Below are 19,139 nucleotides of genomic sequence, written 5' to 3'. Positions count from 1 at the left end.
ATCACCTGCTTATTCCAGAAGTAAGATCCCATAATAGGGTACCTATGTTATTATGAAGGAATAGTGCCAACTTGATAAGGGGAAATTTCGTCATGACAGCTGAACACTCGATCTATATCCTGCTTACGAATACAGGGACATTGTTTACCAAAGTCATTCAAAGCTACACGAGAGCACCATATAATCATGCCTCGATTTCCTTTAACCGGGAATTATCCGAGCTGTACAGCTTCGGCCGCAAGCACCCAAACAATCCACTGAATGGTGGTTTCGTGAAGGAAGACATACAGACAGGTACATATAGCAAATATCCGAATACGACATGTGTCATTTACGAGCTTCAGGTTACGGATCGTGAAGTGGAAAAGATGAAGCGGGTGCTGCAGATCTTTATTCGCAGCCGGCAGAAATACATGTACAATCTGCTGGGTGTGATCGGCATTACCTTGAAGGAACCCGTGGAATTCAGCAACTCCTACTTCTGCTCCCAGTTCGTGGCTGAAATTCTCCAGCGTTCTGGCATCAAGCTGTGGAACAAGCTGCCCGCGCTCGTAACCCCGGATGATTTCCGGCAGAGTGATCGATTGAAGCTGGTTTATGAAGGAAAATTAAGTGACTATAAGCCGGGTGCATAAATGCTGAACAGCCTGCTGCCGCTGATATTGGGCAACAGGCTGTTTCTGTATTTCACGGGAAGGTTTTCGCCGACTGGTCAAAATCAGCCTCGATATTGCCCTATATCTCCGGTGTTGTGCGTTTGCATAATGAATTTCGTCCTTTAATCAATATTTATTAAATGTTCCAGCGTCTATAATGAGAGCGTATTCAACAAGTGCATGGGAGGGTAACTACTTCCATGTTTCGGCAGACAGCATGAAGATTACCATTCGGCAGCGGATGGGCGTCATTCCATATGAAGCAATTGTAGTTGGAACGATGGCGATTGTAGCCACATTATTATACGGATTTATTCTCTAATAACAAGGATGGGGTGAGAAGAATGGGAGAGAAGACATTTGTACTGGCACCGGATTCATTCAAGGAGAGTATGACGGCGAAGGAAGTCTGTATCGCGATGGAAAAAGGATTGCGTAAAATCTATCCGGCAGCGAGTTACGTCCATGTGCCTATGGCAGATGGCGGCGAAGGGACGGTGCAATCGCTGGTAGATGCCTCCAGTGGTGCCATTCACCGTAAAGAGGTGAGTGGGCCGCTTGGTCAGCCGATCATGGCACAATACGGCATTCTGGGTGACGGTAAAACGGCAGCCATCGAGATGGCTTCGGCCAGCGGGATTCATCTGGTAACCAAGGACACCCGAGATCCGCTCCGCACGACGACATATGGAACAGGAGAGCTCATTCGGGAATGTCTGAACCTCGGAATTCGCAAAATTATTATCGGAATCGGCGGCAGTGCCACCAACGATGGCGGTACTGGCATGGCCGAGGCTCTGGGGGCGAAGTTTCTGGATGCTCAAGGTCAGCCGCTTGCCCGTGGTGGCGGTGCTCTGAACCAGTTAGCCCATATCGATGTATCCGGCTTGGACCCACGTCTGCAGGAAGTGGAGCTCATTGTCGCTTGTGATGTGACCAATCCGCTGTACGGGGAGCATGGTGCTTCAAGGGTGTTTGGACCGCAGAAGGGGGCTACACCGGAAATGGTACAGCTGCTGGATGCCAACCTCTCCCACTATGCGGAGGTGGTGAAGCAGCAGCTGGGCAAGGATATTCGGGATGTTCCAGGCGCAGGGGCAGCGGGTGGACTGGGTGCAGGATTGCTGATTTTCACCAAGGCTGTTCTGCGTAAGGGCATTGAGATTGTCATCGAATATACAGGTTTGCAGGGTAAGCTGAACCATGCAGATGTGGTGTTTACAGGCGAGGGTGGAATCGATTTTCAAACAAAATTCGGCAAAACACCATACGGCGTTGCAAAGGCAGCCAAGGAAGCAGGCAAACCGGTTATTGCCATCGCAGGATGTGTTGGTGAAGGAATCGATACACTGTACAGTGAGGGGATCGATGCCGTGTTCGGTATTGTCCCGGGAACAGCCGATCTGGGTAAGCTGCTTCGTGAAGGGCCGGAGAATGTGGAGCGCACCATGGAGAATATTGCGAGGGTACTGAAATTGGGCTTGTGATCCCAGATCTAAACGTAGTAATTGAAGAAAAAAATGATTGAGACGGGGGATGGTTCCTGCAGGAATGCAGATATCGTGTGCCCGTCTCTTTGCTGTTTAGAGCTGGTGCTACTGATAGAACGCGAGCAGTCCATGGGTAAGTTCAATCAGTTCGAGCAAGTTTCGTGGATCCCTGCCCGTAACGCTCTGTATACGTTTGAGGCGATATTGCAGGGTGTTTCGATGAATATTAAGATCGGTGGCTGTTGTAGTCATGCTGCCATTATGATGGATAAAGCTGCGGAGAGTGTCCAGCAGATCCGCATGATCTTCCAGCCTGCTGACGATATTGGCCTGAGAAGTTAGGCGGGCTTTGCTGAACTGCACCAGAAATTGCACCTCATCGTAACGGATAAGAGTTGCAGCCGGCTGAAGTGCCAACAAAATATTCATGGCGGACCTTGCCTGTTCATAACATACGGCAATGTTGGGTTCTCTCCGGCTAACAGAAATAAAGCAGTGAGGTTGTTCCAGTTGTAATTGCTGAACCAGGGGATCAAGGTCTGATTCGCTCTGAATCATGACGATGTGTGCATTGCCTTCGTCCTCAATAGAGAAGGAGGGGAATTTCAGCAAAACTTTGCCGAACTCTTCATTAAATTCAGGTGAATTCACGAGGGCCCTCATATATAGAAGAACCGTTGGCAATTGCAGATCGAGATTATATTGCCATGCTTCTTTCCTGAACTTCATGGAGTAGGAACCGGAATGATTCAACAGACGTTCCAGGAAAGCCTTTTTGCGGGAGGCCTCATGGGCCAGGTTCTCCAGTTGATTCCGTTGTTCAATGAGGAGAGAAACAGTTGTCCGCACAATGTTGCAGAACGGACGGACTTCGTCCGGATGGCCGGAAATTCCGATCACACCGACATGCTGATTGTTGATACCAATCGGCTCATTGGTGCCCATTTTCTCCAATCTACCATCCTGCCAGACCTCAATTCGACTTCCTGTAGTTAGTGCCCGAACAGCCCCCTGATGAACCGTGCCTACCCGCTCCTTCTGACCGCTCCCTATAATAATGCCTTCCTCGTTCATGATATTGATGTTGTAGGGGATATCCTGCATCATTTTGTCGACGATTTCCTGTGCCTGTTTCTCGGTAAGCTGCAGCAATGCAGTTCCTCCTTTTCCATCGTTCAGTCTGCGCTAATCATCTAATTTCCAATACCTGTTCCAAAATTATTCAATATTGTGCATCTGAACGAAATTATAGATGATTGATAAGGCTTACACAAATGGTTGCGTTATACGTAATTACTGACCATTATTTTTATCTGTCAGCACGTGGATTTTGCAAGGTGGAAAGATGCTGATTGGATGCAAAGGAAGAAGGGCAATGTAGGTCTCTATCATTACATATAAATCGAAAAATGATGAATAATGACGAAAAATATTTAAGATTCGACCTGATTTTTACCTCCAGAAAGGATCTTTTTCCATTTACTGGATTGATTGTTCAGAATCCGTTCAGAGTTGTGTACTACAATAGGCCTAAACTATAGGACATTAGAATGGAATAGAGAAGGGGAGGATACAGGTTTATGCTTTATAGAAAGCTGGTAAGTTGTTTATTAATTGCGGTTCTGTTTTTACAGGTTTTTAGTGTAGGAGGAGTAGCGAATGCGGCTTCACCACTAGGGGATCTCAATGAAGCTAAGAGGAACGCAGACATTGCTGAGGTCCAACGCATTATTGATCAAAATGGTTTTTTAACGATACCAGATGGATATACATCCATGGACGAGAATCAAAAAGGGGAAATCGCAAGAGGGATGGTTTACTTGCTTCCGCAAGATTATAGCTACGATAGTATTAGCCAGGCCCAATATTTCTTCAACGTACTGTATTCCTTGGTGCTTTATCCCAAACAGACAGATAACAACATTGTGCAGCAAATGCTGAACGATATGTATCATTTATTTGGACAAGCAACAGAAAACTTTCAAAGTGAATTATCCATTCGGATGCATGATGCTGGTGTAAAGCACGACATGTTATTGGGGGCCGATAAACAGATCTTTGCAAGCTGGATGCAGTTTTCAAATGCAACGGTAGGTTCTGCGGATTCAATCAATTATGAAACCCAGATTGACTACATGATAAGTGAGCTGTCAAATTATCATGGAATAAATGCAGCTTTTAATGCCGCAGAGATGGAAAGTGTTCTATTTAACCTCTACCTCACAGAGATTATGTTTAATCAGTTCATTGAAACAAGTCCAGACAGTGGCGCTCTGCCCCTCCCAGTACATCTGGGCATGATGTCTGCCATGATAGATAATGCGCAAAAGAGAGCTGAGCTGGCACAGTGGATGATTGATCAAAGACCAATTGGTGGATATAACACTGTAGCAGAAGTACAAACTGCATTGGATACATTCTTCGCACCAGCCGCACCACTAGTTACTGCGGATGATGAAGCCAATGTAATCTTGGGTGCAGACGGTACGATGGAGTATAGTCAGAATGATGACGGGAACTGGAGTGAATATATTTCCTCAAATCCGCCCGTATTCAATGGTAATGTAACTGTTAAAGTACGTGTGAAAACGAACGGGAATACCCCGGCAGGTCTTGCTGCAACCTTGAATTTTACAGAAAACAGTGGAACAGACCCACTTGAGCCAATAAATCTGGCAAAAACGGCTCAGAATGTGGCTGGGGTACTCACAGCAGTTCAAAATCCCCAATTGGGAGTTAACCTCCCCGCCGATTTTAGCAGCTGGACTAATAACGAAAAAGAATCTATGGCTGAGTTTTTAATTTATATGAACGGAAGCAAGGAATATGTAAGTAAAGATCAAGTACAATATGTGATTGATCTGGTTAATTACCCACGCGGTATTCTTCAAACCCGTGATTTACTGAGCGTAGAGCAGAAGGTTACAACGTATTTTGGCATGCTGATGGGTCTGCCTGAGGTATTTAGTGCGAATATGGATTCCAGCATCCAGAGCTTCTACAGTATCGGGAAAAAGTATCGTGATTTGTCAGCAGTAGATAAGCAAATTTTAGCATACAACATTAAATTTGATATAATGCGCAGTTCTATACCTGTATATCAGTATAGTGAGCAGCTATCTACCGAATTATCGACGTATGGACCAATCAACACTCTGACGAACCAAACCAAAATGTACAATGCATTGGTACGTCTACGTTTATTACAGAAGGAATCAACGCAGTATAACCTGGATGCATCTACGGTAGAATTGATGGAAGTATTCTCGCTCAATCTTGATAAAGTAGATGGCATTACATTTGCAAGATACAAAGAACTGGCCCAATGGATGATTGATAAAAGGCCCGTAAGCGGATATACCGGATACAGTGAAATCCAGGAAACTTTTAATGCATTTTTTGCCCCGCCAGTTTCACCGCCTGCACCTAATGTTCAAGCGGATGATATCAATAACACCATAATCGGTGCGGATTCTACAATGGAATATTCATTGAATGGTGGTGCGCAGTGGTTCTCTTACGTGCCGGAAGAAAATCCGCGCATTGATGGGGCGTACACCGTCTTGGTTCGGGTTAAAGCTAACGGTAATGTCCCTGCTGGTGAATCGGCGACGTTAACTTTTACAGAAAATGTGCTGCGGACACCAATGGAACAACTGAACCAAGCGGTGGATGCAGAAAATGTAGATGATGTTCTATCTATTATCCGCAACAGCCCTGAGCTTGTAACACTTCCTGCGGGATTCAATGATCTTACCCTTGAAGAGCAATTAGCTGTAGCCCAAGCTGTGATTGATTTGCTTCCAGATGAGTATGATTATGATGTTGAAGGACAAGTGAGGTATACAGTTGAGCTTGCATATGAAGCCGTGCTTGCCTACAAGGCAACCAGTCAGTCTGAGATGCAAAATCACTTGGATAATTTCTATTTGAAGCTTTCTCAAGTAGATGATTATTTCTCCATTGAAGAGTTTGAAGAATTCCGTATGCTCAGCAAAAAGTATGTGGATGGATCTGTTGTAGATCAGAAAATGATTGCTTATTTGGCCCGCCTTGTGATGGAACAAGAGGAGTTGTCAGTGGATCAGGCTGTGCTCGGCATGGTTATGATCTTGACCATTTCTCCTTCCTTTAATGTAGACACTACGGGCGAGATGAGTCAGACTTTGGTTACACTTCTGATGATTCAACAAGAGATTGAAGAATTCAACAACCAGGCAGGAGAGGGGAAATTTGAGGATTTCCCATTGAACTTTTCGAGATTGACAGAGTTGTCGAGCGATGAGTCTAAGATCGAAAAGCTTGCACAATGGATGCTGGACAAGAGACCGGCTAATGGTTATGTAAGCTATACGGAGGTTCAATCCGCATTTGACGAGTTTTTTGAACCCAAAACTCCGGTTACCAATCCGCCAAGCAGTGGTGGAAGCACCGGTGGCGGATCTTCATCCACTCCTGTAACATCGGCGCCAGCAACAAACCAGGAAACACTTACGGTTGATGTGAATGGTACCAATGGGACCAATTTGGTGAAAACAACGATTACACGTACAACCAATACAGACGGTAAGGTGAAGGATCTTGTAACGATGTCTGAAGCGACTGCAAGAGAGTCCGTAGAAAAAGCGAAACAGCTTGGCATGGATACAGCGCGCATCGTTATTCCGGACGCCAAAGATTCCGTATCCGAGACTCGCATTGAACTGCCAAAAGCAGCGGTAAAACTGCTGAATGACGGCGGACTTAAGCTGGAGATCTCAACAGAGAATGCAATCATTTCGATTCCAACGAGTTCTACCGCAGGCTTCGACCAAGATTTGTATTTCCGCATCGTTCCGATGAAGCAGGAATCCCAGCGCCAAGAAGTGGAAGAACGCGCGAAGAAAGAGCAGCTGATTCAGCAAATTAAACCTAATGCAGACGTAAACGTATTGGCTCGTCCGGTAGAGATTGAAACGAATATGCAAAGTCGTGAAGTCACACTGACGTTGCCGCTGCGCGATAGTCTGCCGACAGATGCAGCTGCACGTCAGCAGGCGTTGGACAACCTGGCTGTGTACATTGAGCACAGTGACGGTACCAAAGAGCTGATTCAAGGCAAGCTGGTCAAGCTGAATGATGGCAGCGAAGGCATTGAATTTACAGTAAGCAAATTCAGCACGTTCACGCTGGTTGTTGTGGATGGTCTGAAAGCATCGCAAGATACACACAAACCATATATTAATGGCTTTGGGGATGAGTTCCGTCCAGATGCATTCGTGACCCGTGCACAAATGGCAGCCATGCTGGCGCGGAACCTGTCGGAGGGAACAGAGACAGCGAACTCCGTTACCTTTACGGATGTAGCTGCAACTCACTGGGCTGCCAGCAACATTGAACAGACCCAGGCTGCAGGCATCATGAATGGTATGAGTTCGACTCTATTTGCGCCAGAAGGTTCAATCACTCGTGCGCAAATGGCAGCCATTGCTTACCGCTGGATGCAGCAGCAATCCAATGCTGCAGCAGCTAGTGAACCTGGCGCATCCTTTGCAGATGTATCTACAGACTTCTGGGCTGCTGAAGCAATCGCGTATGTGCAATCTGCTGGTTTGATGACCGGATACACGGATGGTACGTTCAAACCGGACAACAAATTGACTCGAGCTGAAGCAGTAAAAGTGTTAAATGTGCTGTTCAAGCGTACACCGGCACCTGGAATGTCCAGTGTTACATTTACCGATGTACCCGCAACACACTGGGCTTATGCAGATATTGAAGCCGCAGCACACAAATAAGCGTCAGTAGAAGTGAACACTAAAAGGGCCACCCGAAGGGGTGACCTTTTTTGGTTTTAACGAACTATCACATACGAATAGAGGTAATTTTACATGTGCGTCATTGCAACGAACTGTAGGTGCTTTATTCATCACATTGTGTATACTTTTGCACGTTTCTGCAATTTCAACTGCTTTGTCCGCTTTCTTGTGGAGCATTTTCAAAAAAAACCGCCATCCCGCAGCTGGTTTACAAACCCCTGCAGCCACTGATAATACTGCTCCGCGTGCTGAAGCTTGTGTAAATCCCTCAGAGCTTCCTCCCGCTCCTCAGGCAGCGTCGTTCTGGCGAGAATAATTTCGGATAACTCCGGAATAACCTCCTGAAGGCTTTCCTGCATGACGTCGATTTCCCGCTGGAGTTTGGCTCCAAAGAAGTTTTGGAACGTTCGGAAAAAGTCTGTTTCCGCCAAATAAAGATCCTGCCGCTCTCGCTTTTCCTCCAGTTTGTAAATCATCTGTGACTCTGTAAGAGAACGTACGGCATAGCTCATATTGCTCTTGCTCATGTTCATGGAATTCTTCATTTCTTCCAGTGTCATGGGTCGATCCTCGAAATACATAATGCCATACAATTGGCCAAAGGAATGATTCACTCCGTATAAATCCATGGTATGGGCAATCGCGTTGATGACTTTCTCCCTCAGCTCACGCCGATAGGACATCGCAACATGATCCTGGTCCCCGGCTGCATCTTTTCCCACAATCTCACCTCTGGTATATGGATGGGATTTCCTTTTACGTTTTCATATTTTACATGACTTCCCGAGATTTTAACATAACCCGGAATTTGTTTTTTCAAATGTATTATACAATCATTTTTGTACGGAAGAGAATATAGAGCAATTTTAAACGAGTTTATCCTTAATGTTAAATAAAAATTGAACGATGAGGAGTGTGTGAATTGCGTGTGAAATTATGGAGGGAAACAGAGGCAATTCTGTTCACCCTTCCCGCTCTGGTCCCGCTGCTCGTTTTCTGGCTCGGGCCTCTGGGATACATTGTTTATCTGAGTTTTACGGATTGGGATTTCATGAGTCCGGACAAACTGTTCGTTGGTTTGGAGAACTACAGCTATCTGCTAACCAACTCCGAATTCTACCAATCGCTGAAGGTGACCTTATTGTTCGGATTAGGGAGTGTTGTGCCAACCATTGTTGGTGGACTGGCGCTGGCACTGCTCATGAACAGCCGGATCAAATCATCCGGAGTGTTCAGGACGCTGCTGTTTTCCCCTTGGGTGACACCAACGGTAGCCGTATCCATTGCATGGTCATGGATATTTGAACCGGAGGTTGGACTTGCCAACCTCATGCTGGGTTGGGTTGGCGTATCCCCCATTGGCTGGCTTCGGGATGCGGACTGGGCACTTGTGGCTGTTCTCATCGTCACCCTTTGGAAGTCCATTGGCTGGTCCATGGTGTTCTATCTGGTTGCCCTGCGCAACCTGCCATCCGATCTGCTAGAAGCCGCTTCCATAGATGGGGCAGGGAGCTGGGACAAGTTTCGAAGTATTACACTGCCATTGATCTCGCCAACCACGTTTTTCCTGTCTATCATTCTGACAATCCAGTCCCTTCAGGCCTATGATCAGATCAATGTAATGACGCAGGGGGGACCCGCCGGATCAACAAGAACACTGCTCTATATGTATTATCAGTCTGCGTTTGAATCTTTCAACGTAGGCGAGGCATCGGCGATTGCTGTTGTCATTATTCTGATCTGCGTACTGCTGTCGGGCATATCGTTCCTGCTCAGCAGACGCCTGGTGCACTACTAATGGACATGACCGCAATAAGTAAACAACAAACAAGTAGAGGTTCGAGTCGTGAGAAGACGCAAAAGAAGAAGGTTCCCCGTGCGGGGAAATTATGGGGTACCGCAATCCGTTATCTGCTGCTCGCGTTAATCAGCCTGGGCATGGCCTTCCCTTTTTACTGGATGGTGATCAGCGGCTTCAAGACCAATGATGAGATCTGGCAGTTCCCGCCGACCTTCTGGCCGGAGACGTTCCGCTGGAACAATTATGTGGATGCATGGCAGTCGGCACCGTTTGCCCGTTACATGTTGAACAGCACAGGTGTAGCTGCTGCAATCTGTCTGTTCCAAATCATCAACTCCAGCATGATGGCTTACGCCTTGACCCATATGCGTTTTCGAATAAAGGGCGTACTCACAGGACTTATTCTGGTCGGGTATATGATTCCGAGTACGGCAGTTTATCTGCCCAGTTATCTGGTACTCAGCGAGCTTCGATTGCTGGATTCCTATACAGGCTTGATTGTATCCAACTGTGTCAGTGTGTTCTCCATTTTCCTGATTCGTCAGGCGTTCATGCAGGTGTCTCATGAGCTGGTGGAAGCCGGGCAGCTGGATGGGGCGTCTCACTTCCGCATTTTGTGGACCATCATAGCCCCACTGGTTCGCTCAACATTTGCCGTGATGGTATTGATTACATTTATCGACCAGTACAACAACTATTTCTGGCCGATGCTCATTACAAAAGATCCGAATCTGCAGCTGGTTTCAGCGGGGCTGCGCAGCTTTTTCGTGGAGGGCGGAGCCTATGGACTGGCTTGGCCGCAGATTATGGCAGCCAGTGCGTTTACCATCGCACCATTGCTCATTCTCTTCCTGTTTACCCAGAAAACGATCATGCAAAGTGTAAACATGACAGCTGGCGTGAACAAAAACTGATTTTCACAACATATCTATATAGGAGGAATCAAAATGAATTGGAATCTGGCGAGTACAGCGTGGAAGAAAAAATGGAAACTCAGGTGGAAAGGAGGCATGTCACTGGTTCTGGCGGCGAGCTTTGCTCTGATCACAGCATGTGGTTCCACAGCGGACAGCGGCTCAGGCACAGGATCAGATGCAGCGGCGAGCGGGGCGGATTCGGCGTCCAGCGGTCCGGTAGAGATTGAGTTCTGGTACGGCCTGGGGGGTAACCTGGGGGATAACATGAAGAAAACGATTGACGCCTTCAATACCTCCCAGAACGAAGTGGTCGTCAAAGGTATTGTGCAAGCAGATTATACAGAAACCGAACAGAAGCTGCAGGCAGCGATTGCTTCCAAAAAGGTACCCGCAGCCGTACTTAGTGCCAATATGGACTGGGCCCGCAAAGGATATTATGCATCCAGGGATGAGATGATTGCTGCGGATCAGGACTTCAATAAAGAGGACTATGTCCAAACGTTCCTGGACCAGGGAAAAGTGGATGGCAAGCAGTACTTCCTGCCGATGTACGGAACCACCCAAGTGATGTATTACCGTATGGATACCCTGAAGGAGAATGGGATCGATCCTGCAAGTCTGACGACATGGGAAGCGCTGGCGGATGCTGCCGCGAAGATGACCAAGCAGGAGAATGGCAAAACCACCTTCTACGGCTGGGAGCCGATGTGGGGCAGTGATAACATGATCGACGCCGTGCTTGGGAAGGGCGGACAGATTCTGAGTGATGACGGCAAGACGGTGATGATCGATTCACCGGAGTGGGTAGAGACGTGGGAACTGTTCCGCAAATGGATTCACGAGGACAAGATTATGGGCATTCACTTTGGCGGACAGGGCTGGGAATATTGGTACAAAACGATTGATGATGTCATGAAAAATAAAGCAGCAGGCTACACCGGCTCCAGCGGTGATCAGGGCGACCTGGACTTCAGTATCGTGGCAGCCATGGAGCAACCAGGCTGGGAAGGTGTAGGACAAGGCAAACCGATAGCGAGTGCAATCATGGCCGGCATCCCGGCTGAAGCAAGTCCTGAACAGCAGCAAGCGGCATACCAATGGCTGACGTATTTCTCGGAGACTGCCAACACAGCGGCTTGGTCCATGAACACAGGATACATTGCCGTCCGTCAGTCTGCGCAGGAAGATCCGGATTTCAAAGCGTTCAGTGAAGAAAATCCACAAATCAAGGTCCCTCTTCAACAAGCAGCGCATGCTTCCGCTCCATTCCAGGATCCGACTGGCGGCAAGATCAACGAAGCGTTGAAGGATGCGGCAGACCAGGTGCAGATTAACAATATGCCTGCTGAACAGGCCCTCAAGGAAGCCAAAGAGAAGGCTCAGAAGGAACTGGATCGGGTGAAATAAGGAGCTTAAACGATGTCTGAATTGAATTTGGGGATTTCGTCTACCCCGATTGAGGCGATTCTGTTTGACAAGGATGGAACCCTGCTGGATTTTACGGTCATGTGGGGCTTCTGGACAGATTGCATAATGGAAAACTTCAGAGAAGAGCTTGCCGCCCGCGGTCTTCTGTTTGCTGAGGAAGAGGTCCCCCAGATCTGGGGGACCTTCCATGATGAGCAGGGCCGAATGAATGGATATGATGTGCGGGGGCCCCTCGCCATGGGTACGATGGAGGAAGTGTATGCCGTGCTGACGTGGCATGGGTACCGTGCAGGGCTGAGTTGGGCAGAAGCCAAAATCATCGTGAGGGAGTGTCTTTTGCAGGCGGAATATGCCATGAACAAGGCACGTCCCATTCAGCCGCTTCCCGGCGTACGTGCATTTTTGGAGCAGTGTCGCGATAAGGGGTTGAAGATGGGCGTAGTTACTGCAGATGAGACGGAGAGCGCTCTGCGCCATCTGCAGTGGATGGGAATCGACTCCTTTTTCACCGTGGTCGTGGGGACAGATCAGGTTGGACGGGGCAAGCCGTTTCCTGACATGCTCATGTTGGCCTGTGAGCGTATGGGTGTCTCGGTTAGCGGGTCTGTGGTCATTGGTGATACCGATGGTGATATGGAAATGGCACGCGCTGCAAGAGCTGCATGGAAGATTGCTGTAGGCGACCCTGCACAGATCCAACTATCTGACCGTACGGTACGTTCATTTCATGAACTGCTGGAAGTTGGGGTGACTGGATGACGAGCCATGCCTACACAGGATGGGTATTGCTCGCACTGGCCATAGGGCTGGAATTGAGTGGCACAATTCTGATGAGAGTATCCGATGGTTTTACCCGCCTGTGGCCTTCCATTTTTATGTTTGTCTGTTATGGGGCAAGCTTTACCCTATTGAATTTTGCAGTGAAATATATGCCTCTTGGTGTTGCTTATGCGATCTGGTCAGGGGTAGGCATAACGCTAATTGGGGTTGTGGGACATTACTTTCTGGGAGAACGACTGAAGGCAATGTCAATGGTCTGGATGGGCTTCATCCTGATTGGTATTATCGGACTGAAATGGAGTGATTCCTAATGGGAAATGGACATCATCTTGAACAACCACTAGTCAGCTTTCAGGTTATCACCGACACCCATGTGAGAGATCAAGCTGACCATATTTACAATCGTCATCTGGAGAAGGCGCTCGCTGACATCACATCGTATGCGAAGGATAGCAGTGGGATTATGCATGTGGGCGATGTGACCGATCGCGGTCTGCCGGAAGAATACCAAGAGCTGCAGCGTATCCTGGATACTCAACGGGATGCACTGCCCGAGATACGTTATACCGTAGGCAATCATGATATCGGAGCCATTCTGTGGCAGGACCCTCCATTAAATCTCACGACGATGACACCGTATGAGGTTGGTGAAGTGCTGGGTCATCCAGAGCGTATGAGTGAAGGGAATAATACAACTGGTGACGCTCCTATTACAACGGAGGGAATCTGGCAGAAACGATTGAATGATTTCACAGCCACCACAGGCATGAAGGGTTCGTATCACGACCACTGGATCCATGGTTATCATTATATCTTTCTGGGTTCGGAGCAGCCCCATCCGAAGGATTGTGATATGTCTGCCGAACAACTAGCGTGGTTGGAAACAACATTGTCCGAGCAGGCTTCTCCTGACCGACCGATTTTTGTCTTTTTGCATCAGCCGCTGATGGATACCGTTGCCGGTTCGATGAAAGATCAGGGCTGGTATGGCGTGAACCAGGATGCCGAAGTAAAGTCTGTTCTGAGTCGCTATCCTCAGGTGATTCTGTTCTCAGGTCATACCCATTGGCAACTGGAGGCACCCCGCACCATGGTTGAAGCCGGCGGTCAGCTGCCAACGATGTTTAATGCCGCTTCCGTAGCATACTTGTGGACGGATGAGGATGAGCGTCTGGAGGGAAGTCAAGGGCTGCAGGTGGATGTGTACGCTGATCGGGTTGTCGTCAAGGGACGGAATTATGTGACGGGGACTTGGATCGAGGGTGCAGAGTATACAATACCGTATCCAGTGAAAGTGAAGGTCGACATGTAGGGTAATGATTCGTAAGACAGCATCCAATCATGTGAACAATCTGAGATGGATGTATGCAGTGGATACGATGTTCAAATGTTAGCTGGGCATAGAAGACTTCGCCGAAACTCGCAGCGGAGTCTTCGCTGTGTAAGTAAAAGTTCCACGTGAAACGTATCCTCCGGGCTGTTTTGGGTAAACTTGTAAATTGGTCTTGCGGAGTTCTATACTCAATAGTAGTAGAAAATTGAAAATAGAGAGGATGTATACGCCACATGGAAGAACTTCAAGTTAACATGAGATACGGTATAGTTCAGGGTGAGCATCTGCATGGAACAAGGGTATGGAAAGGCATCCCTTATGCCAAACCACCCGTGGGTGAATTGCGTTTCCAAGCCCCGGTTCAGCCCGAGTCCTGGGACGGGATCCGAGAGGCCAGGAAATTCGGTCCTGAAAATATACAGCCAAGAAATCACCAAGCGGAGGGGATGGCCGGAGAGCCTCCCGTTGAATCGGAAGACAGTCTTTACCTGAACATCTGGGCACCTGAAAAAGAAAGCAGCGATCCACTCCCGGTCATGGTATGGATTCATGGTGGATCATTCACCTCGGGCGCGGGAAGCCAGCCCCTGTATGATGGTACACAACTGGTCCTCCGGGGGAACGTTATCGTTGTGACAATGAACTACCGTCTGGGGCCGCTCGGATTCATGCATATGGCACCGCTGGGCGATGGTTTTGCAACCAATGTGGGTCTGCTGGATCAGGTTGCTGCCCTGCAGTGGGTGAAGGACAACATCGGAGCCTTTGGAGGTGACCCGGGCAACGTTACGGTGTTCGGTGAATCTGCAGGCAGCATGAGCATTGCGGCCCTAATGGCGATGCCGGCGGCCAAGGGATTGTTCCACCGGGCCATTATGCAGAGTGGTGCGTCCCAATTCATGCCGGCAGAGCAAGCCGCGGAGATCCGCAGCGCGATGCTGAAGGTACTGGGCGTGGAACCGCATGATCTACATAAGCTGAAAACCATTCCGGCTGAGCAGATCATTGCAGCTGGCGAAGCGGTCAAAAAACACAGCGGTGCTGCCATGGCTTTGTTATTCCAGCCCGTGCTGGATGGCGTAACCTTGCCGAAATCTCCATTAGAAGCTGTTCGTGAGGGCGCTGCCCAGGGCATCCCTGTTCTGATCGGTACTACCCTGCATGAAGGTTCACTGTTCATTCAGCCGCATGTACCCTATTCGGAAGAGATCAATATGGTAAAAGCAGTTGACTTTATGACGCCGGATCTGGAGAATCGTGCAGCGATCGCGGACAGCTATCCCAAAACGGCAGACGGACAGGCCCAGGTCATGACCGATCTGTTCTTCTGGCGGTCAGCACTGCAATATGCCGCTGCACAACAGAAATACGCCCCTGTATGGATGTACCGCTTCGATTGGGTCATGCCGGAGCATCCGCTGCTGAAAAAGTCGATCCACAGCATTGATATCTTCTTCGCCTTTAATACATTGCCTGTGTTGAAATTTATGAATGCCGAACCGGATGCCGCGGCTGCAGAGCTGGCAGGCAAGGTGCAGGATGCCTGGCTTTCCTTTGCCAAGCATGGCCGTCCGGAGACGGATGGTGTGAACTGGCCTGCTTATAAGGAAGATCGTGCTACGTTAATATTTAATCATGATATTGAGTTGGTGCATGATCCAGAAGCATCCAAGCGGGAACTGCTTGGCGTGTAAACGAACGGTTCGTGACGTCACGGTACACACATCAAAGGCGCCTTCCGTCATTCCTGACGGGAGACGCCTTTCTTTTGCCAATTTCTAAACGATTGCTCACCAAACTGTAATACGGACTGCTAAATTTACTTGCGGGAAGCTCTAATACCGGATACATGATCACAATAGAATGCCCGGCCGCCTCTGGAGAAGAGCACCAGCACAACATGGATGAAGATTGCTGCAAACATAAGCATATAGAGGCCGATAATACCGACCGAAATCCATACTTTGTATGGCTCAAGCACTGAATCATTATTTAAAAATGCATAGTCGTTAATGAGCCGGATCATGGTGAAAATGAGCCATGGAACGTAGAGTGCAAGCCAGCGTTTAAACAGGGCTCGCATGGACGGCTTATCCGTCTGCCTGCGGACATACCGGAAACGCATGAGGGCGGAGCCTGGCGTTTTACCATCTCGAACGGTTGGAATGAAGAATAATACAATGAGCAGCGCAATGGTCGTATTTGCTGCACTGGTGATGAGATTGGTATTCGATAAACTGAAGATGGAGAGCAGGTTCGATATGAAAACAACGACCACACCATCAATGATCAGTGCGAGCAGCTGAGGTATAGGATATACCTTGTTTTCCTCCACAATCTGCTCACTCTTCGCCTGAATGCTTGCACGCGATGGGAACAACGCAAGCAGTATAGGAGCTGCAAAAAATCCAAGCACGGCCCCTGATGTATTTGACAGCAGATCATCAACATCGAACAGGCGGTAGGGACAGTTGTAATAACCGTAGAATCCGGTGATTTGCGTAATTTCAAAGAACAGGGAAAGGCCAAATCCGCCAATTAAGGCATACTTCCAGTAGGATCTCTTTTGAAAGAAATACCGGATATATACACCCAGCGGCATGAGGAGCAGGACATTAAACAATATTTGCAGGAAGGCTCTGCCCTGAATCATCCCGACATAGGTGGCTGGCTGAGACCATACAATCGGCGTTTCTTTCATAATATCTTTTACAAAAGCGAAAGGAACGAGATTGTAATATACCGTGTCGGCTGCTTGCTGCGCGCATGTGTTTCGTGTCGTCGGGAATGGCAGAATGACAAGACAATACGCAGCCAGAATATAAAAGATAAAGGAAAAGCTGATGCCAAACCGGGACCAGCTAAAAAATCCGTCTTTGCGATAACCATAGATCAGCCACGGAACAAGCAGAAACATGGAGATGATCACAAAGATAAAAAAAGCGGTTTGAACAGGGAAAACATAGGATGACATGGACATGGACATGAAAAGGAACTCCTTTGATTAGAAATATGTCGTGGACGGGCTGCAACCCGGCTCTAATTATGCAATTTAGCATGAATCTGAATTTAAATATGTTCGGGAATCTCTTCCGGATAGGTATATCGTATAAGATTAGTTTTAAAGTACGGAGAGGTGAACCTTAAATTTGGTTTAAAATCCATTAACCGAACGTGGAGTAGGACTATCATGGCTTTAACGTGTCCTATAGGCTGGAAGGAACATGAGGAATCCCTTATACTTGCGAGAAGCCACAAAAAATGAATGGAGCGTTTAAACCATATGTCTAATTTGCCTAACTGCCCGAAATGCAATTCTGAATACACGTATGAGGATGGTAATCTGTTGATCTGCCCGGAGTGCGCACATGAGTGGACGTTGGAATCCGAAACCGAAAGTGCCGAAGATACCAAAGTCGTACGTGACTCCAATGGCAATGTGCTAAATGATGGAGATACCGTGACGGTCATTAAGGATCTGAAGGTTAAAGGCAGCTCACTGGTAGTTAAACAGGGAACTAAAGTGAAAAACATTCGTCTGATTGACGGTGACCATGATATTGACTGCAAAATCGACAGTCTGGGCGCAATGAAGCTGAAGTCTGAATTTGTGAAAAAGATCTAGTTCATCATCGTGTGTTACATAGTTGAAGAGATTATCTGCGCAGTTGATCTGAATGAGTTGACAGGAAATATATGGGTGATATATACTGTCTGAAATTTAACAGCAAAACGCAATGATCAGGAGCATTAAGGATAAAGGCTGGCCCAGAGAACTGCCGATATGGTGCAAGGCAGTCCATCCCTGTCCCCAACTCGCCTGTGAGCGGCAGGATTAACCATCAGTCACACACGCTGACTGTGGGGGAGGTCCTGACGGCTAACCCCCGTCATCCGGTCCTGAGTTCCTTGGACAGCAGGTTTTGGTGATCTGCCATGTCACTGTCCATGGATGAAGAAGAGTGGTACCGCGAAGGTCAAACCTGTCGCCTCTTAATTGAGGTGGCAGGTTATTTGTGTTTTATGGCCTCAATATGAGAAGAAGGCAGGTGTCGGACGGATGACAAGAGATCGAATCATTAACTATTATTCCGGATTTGACGAATGGGGAAGACTGGAGCGGGAGCCGCTGGAATTCATCATTAACATGCATTACATCCGAGCACATCTTCCCGCAGCAGGACTTGTTCTGGATAATGGGGCAGGGCCAGGGAAATATGCCATGGAACTTGCGAAACTTGGATACCATGTGACACTGTCAGACCTGACACCTGCTTCCGTGGATATTGCTAGGGAGAAGGCTCAGGAGTCCAACCTGATGAGTCAATTCGAAGGATTTCACGTGTTGGATGCGACCCGTATGGAAGGAATTCCTGACGAAACGTATGATGCATCGCTGATGCTGGGACCGCTGTATCACCTGCAAGCGGAGCAGGAGCGGGTAGCGGCTATGAAGGAACTGCACCGGGTGACGAAGCCGGATGGCGTGGTCTTTATCGCGATGCAGAGCCGAATGAGAATGGGCATTACCTCGCTGCAGTCTCCCCAGCAATGGAAGCCCAATGATCATATGAGTGCTATTCGTTCTTTTGTTGAAAAGGGGACATTCGACCATCAGGATCAGGGTCGATTTACAGGAGCGTACTATTTCAACATTCCGGATATTAAGCCGTTTATGGAGGAACAGGGATTTGAAACGATAAATCTGATTGGATCATCCAGCCTTGGGGCCATGCTCACTGAAGAGCAGCAGCAGTATTGGAAGGAGCGTGGCGAGTATGATGAGCTGATCCAATTTATGATTGAGATGGCTCAAGATCCGTCAATTCTGGGAATATCGTCACACCTGCTGTATATCGGGAAAAAGAAATAATCATCAATTTCATAGGGAATTGAGAATAATATGTCATAATCATGCCCTCTGAAAGAAGAGGGC

15 protein-coding genes and 1 pseudogene are annotated in these 19,139 nt (G+C 47.9%); 13 read left to right on the top strand and 3 right to left on the bottom strand.

The annotated features are described in order from the left end of the window. The first annotated feature begins 92 nt into the window (after window positions 1-92). The 3 genes and pseudogenes from HP552_RS19095 to HP552_RS19085 all read left to right on the top strand — a co-directional run bounded on the left by HP552_RS19095 (window position 93) and on the right by HP552_RS19085 (window position 2,143). Entirely contained in the window at window positions 93-635 is a 543-nt protein-coding gene (locus HP552_RS19095) for a hypothetical protein (RefSeq protein ID WP_175396973.1), read from the top strand. Between the two features lie 205 nt (window positions 636-840). Next, window positions 841-978 (top strand): annotated as a pseudogene (locus HP552_RS19090) (GntP family permease); the annotation flags it as partial. A gap of 22 nt (window positions 979-1,000) precedes the next feature. Further along, window positions 1,001-2,143, top strand: coding sequence for a glycerate kinase family protein (locus HP552_RS19085; protein ID WP_175396972.1), 1,143 nt, complete (start codon window positions 1,001-1,003; stop codon window positions 2,141-2,143). 108 nt (window positions 2,144-2,251) lie between these two features. Here HP552_RS19085 and HP552_RS19080 read toward each other — a convergent pair whose 3' ends face one another. Next, window positions 2,252-3,298, bottom strand: coding sequence for a CdaR family transcriptional regulator (locus HP552_RS19080; RefSeq protein ID WP_175396971.1), 1,047 nt, complete (start codon window positions 3,296-3,298; stop codon window positions 2,252-2,254). Window positions 3,299-3,726: 428 nt separating this feature from the next. On the opposite strand from HP552_RS19080, the gene HP552_RS19075 reads away from it, so the two are divergent. After that, a complete protein-coding gene (locus tag HP552_RS19075; protein WP_175396970.1) occupies window positions 3,727-7,923 on the top strand; it encodes a DUF4073 domain-containing protein in 4,197 nt (1,398 codons plus the stop codon). Window positions 7,924-8,123: 200 nt separating this feature from the next. Here HP552_RS19075 and HP552_RS19070 read toward each other — a convergent pair whose 3' ends face one another. Further along, window positions 8,124-8,627, bottom strand: coding sequence for a GbsR/MarR family transcriptional regulator (locus HP552_RS19070; RefSeq protein WP_175397093.1), 504 nt, complete (start codon window positions 8,625-8,627; stop codon window positions 8,124-8,126). A gap of 239 nt (window positions 8,628-8,866) precedes the next feature. On the opposite strand from HP552_RS19070, the gene HP552_RS19065 reads away from it, so the two are divergent. The 7 genes from HP552_RS19065 to HP552_RS19035 all read left to right on the top strand — a co-directional run bounded on the left by HP552_RS19065 (window position 8,867) and on the right by HP552_RS19035 (window position 15,897). Continuing rightward, entirely contained in the window at window positions 8,867-9,742 is an 876-nt protein-coding gene (locus HP552_RS19065) for a carbohydrate ABC transporter permease (RefSeq protein WP_175396969.1), read from the top strand. Further along, window positions 9,742-10,659 (top strand): carbohydrate ABC transporter permease, encoded by a 918-nt coding sequence (locus HP552_RS19060; RefSeq protein WP_246310956.1) that lies wholly within the window; start codon window positions 9,742-9,744, stop codon window positions 10,657-10,659. The genes HP552_RS19065 and HP552_RS19060 overlap by 1 nt, the downstream gene beginning before the upstream one ends. A 33-nt stretch (window positions 10,660-10,692) precedes the next feature. After that, the gene (locus HP552_RS19055) at window positions 10,693-12,069 is read left to right on the top strand and encodes an ABC transporter substrate-binding protein (protein ID WP_175396968.1); all 1,377 of its coding nucleotides are present in this window, start codon (window positions 10,693-10,695) and stop codon (window positions 12,067-12,069) included. A gap of 12 nt (window positions 12,070-12,081) precedes the next feature. Beyond that, window positions 12,082-12,849, top strand: coding sequence for an HAD family hydrolase (locus HP552_RS19050; protein ID WP_175396967.1), 768 nt, complete (start codon window positions 12,082-12,084; stop codon window positions 12,847-12,849). Beyond that, window positions 12,846-13,181 (top strand): DMT family transporter, encoded by a 336-nt coding sequence (locus tag HP552_RS19045; RefSeq protein ID WP_175396966.1) that lies wholly within the window; start codon window positions 12,846-12,848, stop codon window positions 13,179-13,181. Before HP552_RS19050 ends, HP552_RS19045 begins: the two co-directional genes overlap by 4 nt. Then, window positions 13,181-14,182 carry a metallophosphoesterase family protein gene (locus HP552_RS19040; RefSeq protein ID WP_175396965.1) on the top strand — a complete coding sequence of 334 codons (1,002 nt, stop codon included), beginning with the start codon at window positions 13,181-13,183 and terminating at the stop codon, window positions 14,180-14,182. Before HP552_RS19045 ends, HP552_RS19040 begins: the two co-directional genes overlap by 1 nt. Before the next feature lie 254 nt (window positions 14,183-14,436). Then, window positions 14,437-15,897: a carboxylesterase/lipase family protein gene (locus tag HP552_RS19035; RefSeq protein ID WP_175396964.1), complete on the top strand. Its 1,461-nt coding sequence runs from the start codon at window positions 14,437-14,439 to the stop codon at window positions 15,895-15,897. A 125-nt stretch (window positions 15,898-16,022) separates the two neighbouring features. Here HP552_RS19035 and HP552_RS19030 read toward each other — a convergent pair whose 3' ends face one another. Next, a complete protein-coding gene (locus tag HP552_RS19030; protein ID WP_246310955.1) occupies window positions 16,023-17,189 on the bottom strand; it encodes a VanZ family protein in 1,167 nt (388 codons plus the stop codon). A 297-nt stretch (window positions 17,190-17,486) separates the two neighbouring features. Between HP552_RS19030 and HP552_RS19025 the strand changes: the two genes are divergently transcribed. Further along, a complete protein-coding gene (locus HP552_RS19025) occupies window positions 17,487-17,828 on the top strand; it encodes a zinc ribbon domain-containing protein YjdM (RefSeq protein WP_175396963.1) in 342 nt (113 codons plus the stop codon). Between the two features lie 435 nt (window positions 17,829-18,263). Further along, window positions 18,264-19,076: a class I SAM-dependent methyltransferase gene (locus HP552_RS19020; RefSeq protein WP_175396962.1), complete on the top strand. Its 813-nt coding sequence runs from the start codon at window positions 18,264-18,266 to the stop codon at window positions 19,074-19,076. Window positions 19,077-19,139 lie beyond the last annotated feature (63 nt).

This window comes from Paenibacillus xylanilyticus, from assembly GCF_013359935.1.
Taxonomy (GTDB): Bacteria; Bacillota; Bacilli; order Paenibacillales; family Paenibacillaceae; genus Paenibacillus; species Paenibacillus xylanilyticus.
The sequence above is the reverse complement of the archived record's forward strand: the minus strand, read 5'-3'. Positions and strand labels throughout refer to the sequence as shown.

What these genes read in the sequence shown, in the direction of transcription:
- HP552_RS19050 (WP_175396967.1), top strand. Translation starts at nt 12,082, where the DNA reads ATGTCTGAATTGAATTTGGGGATTTCGTCTACCCCGATTGAGGCGATT.
- HP552_RS19060 (WP_246310956.1), top strand. Translation starts at nt 9,742, where the DNA reads ATGGACATGACCGCAATAAGTAAACAACAAACAAGTAGAGGTTCGAGT.
- HP552_RS19030 (WP_246310955.1), bottom strand. Translation starts at nt 17,189, where the DNA reads ATGTCCATGTCCATGTCATCCTATGTTTTCCCTGTTCAAACCGCTTTT.
- HP552_RS19045 (WP_175396966.1), top strand. Translation starts at nt 12,846, where the DNA reads ATGACGAGCCATGCCTACACAGGATGGGTATTGCTCGCACTGGCCATA.
- HP552_RS19070 (WP_175397093.1), bottom strand. Translation starts at nt 8,627, where the DNA reads ATGTCCTATCGGCGTGAGCTGAGGGAGAAAGTCATCAACGCGATTGCC.
- HP552_RS19025 (WP_175396963.1), top strand. Translation starts at nt 17,487, where the DNA reads ATGTCTAATTTGCCTAACTGCCCGAAATGCAATTCTGAATACACGTAT.
- HP552_RS19020 (WP_175396962.1), top strand. Translation starts at nt 18,264, where the DNA reads ATGACAAGAGATCGAATCATTAACTATTATTCCGGATTTGACGAATGG.
- HP552_RS19085 (WP_175396972.1), top strand. Translation starts at nt 1,001, where the DNA reads ATGGGAGAGAAGACATTTGTACTGGCACCGGATTCATTCAAGGAGAGT.
- HP552_RS19095 (WP_175396973.1), top strand. Translation starts at nt 93, where the DNA reads ATGACAGCTGAACACTCGATCTATATCCTGCTTACGAATACAGGGACA.
- HP552_RS19035 (WP_175396964.1), top strand. Translation starts at nt 14,437, where the DNA reads ATGGAAGAACTTCAAGTTAACATGAGATACGGTATAGTTCAGGGTGAG.
- HP552_RS19055 (WP_175396968.1), top strand. Translation starts at nt 10,693, where the DNA reads ATGAATTGGAATCTGGCGAGTACAGCGTGGAAGAAAAAATGGAAACTC.
- HP552_RS19040 (WP_175396965.1), top strand. Translation starts at nt 13,181, where the DNA reads ATGGGAAATGGACATCATCTTGAACAACCACTAGTCAGCTTTCAGGTT.
- HP552_RS19075 (WP_175396970.1), top strand. Translation starts at nt 3,727, where the DNA reads ATGCTTTATAGAAAGCTGGTAAGTTGTTTATTAATTGCGGTTCTGTTT.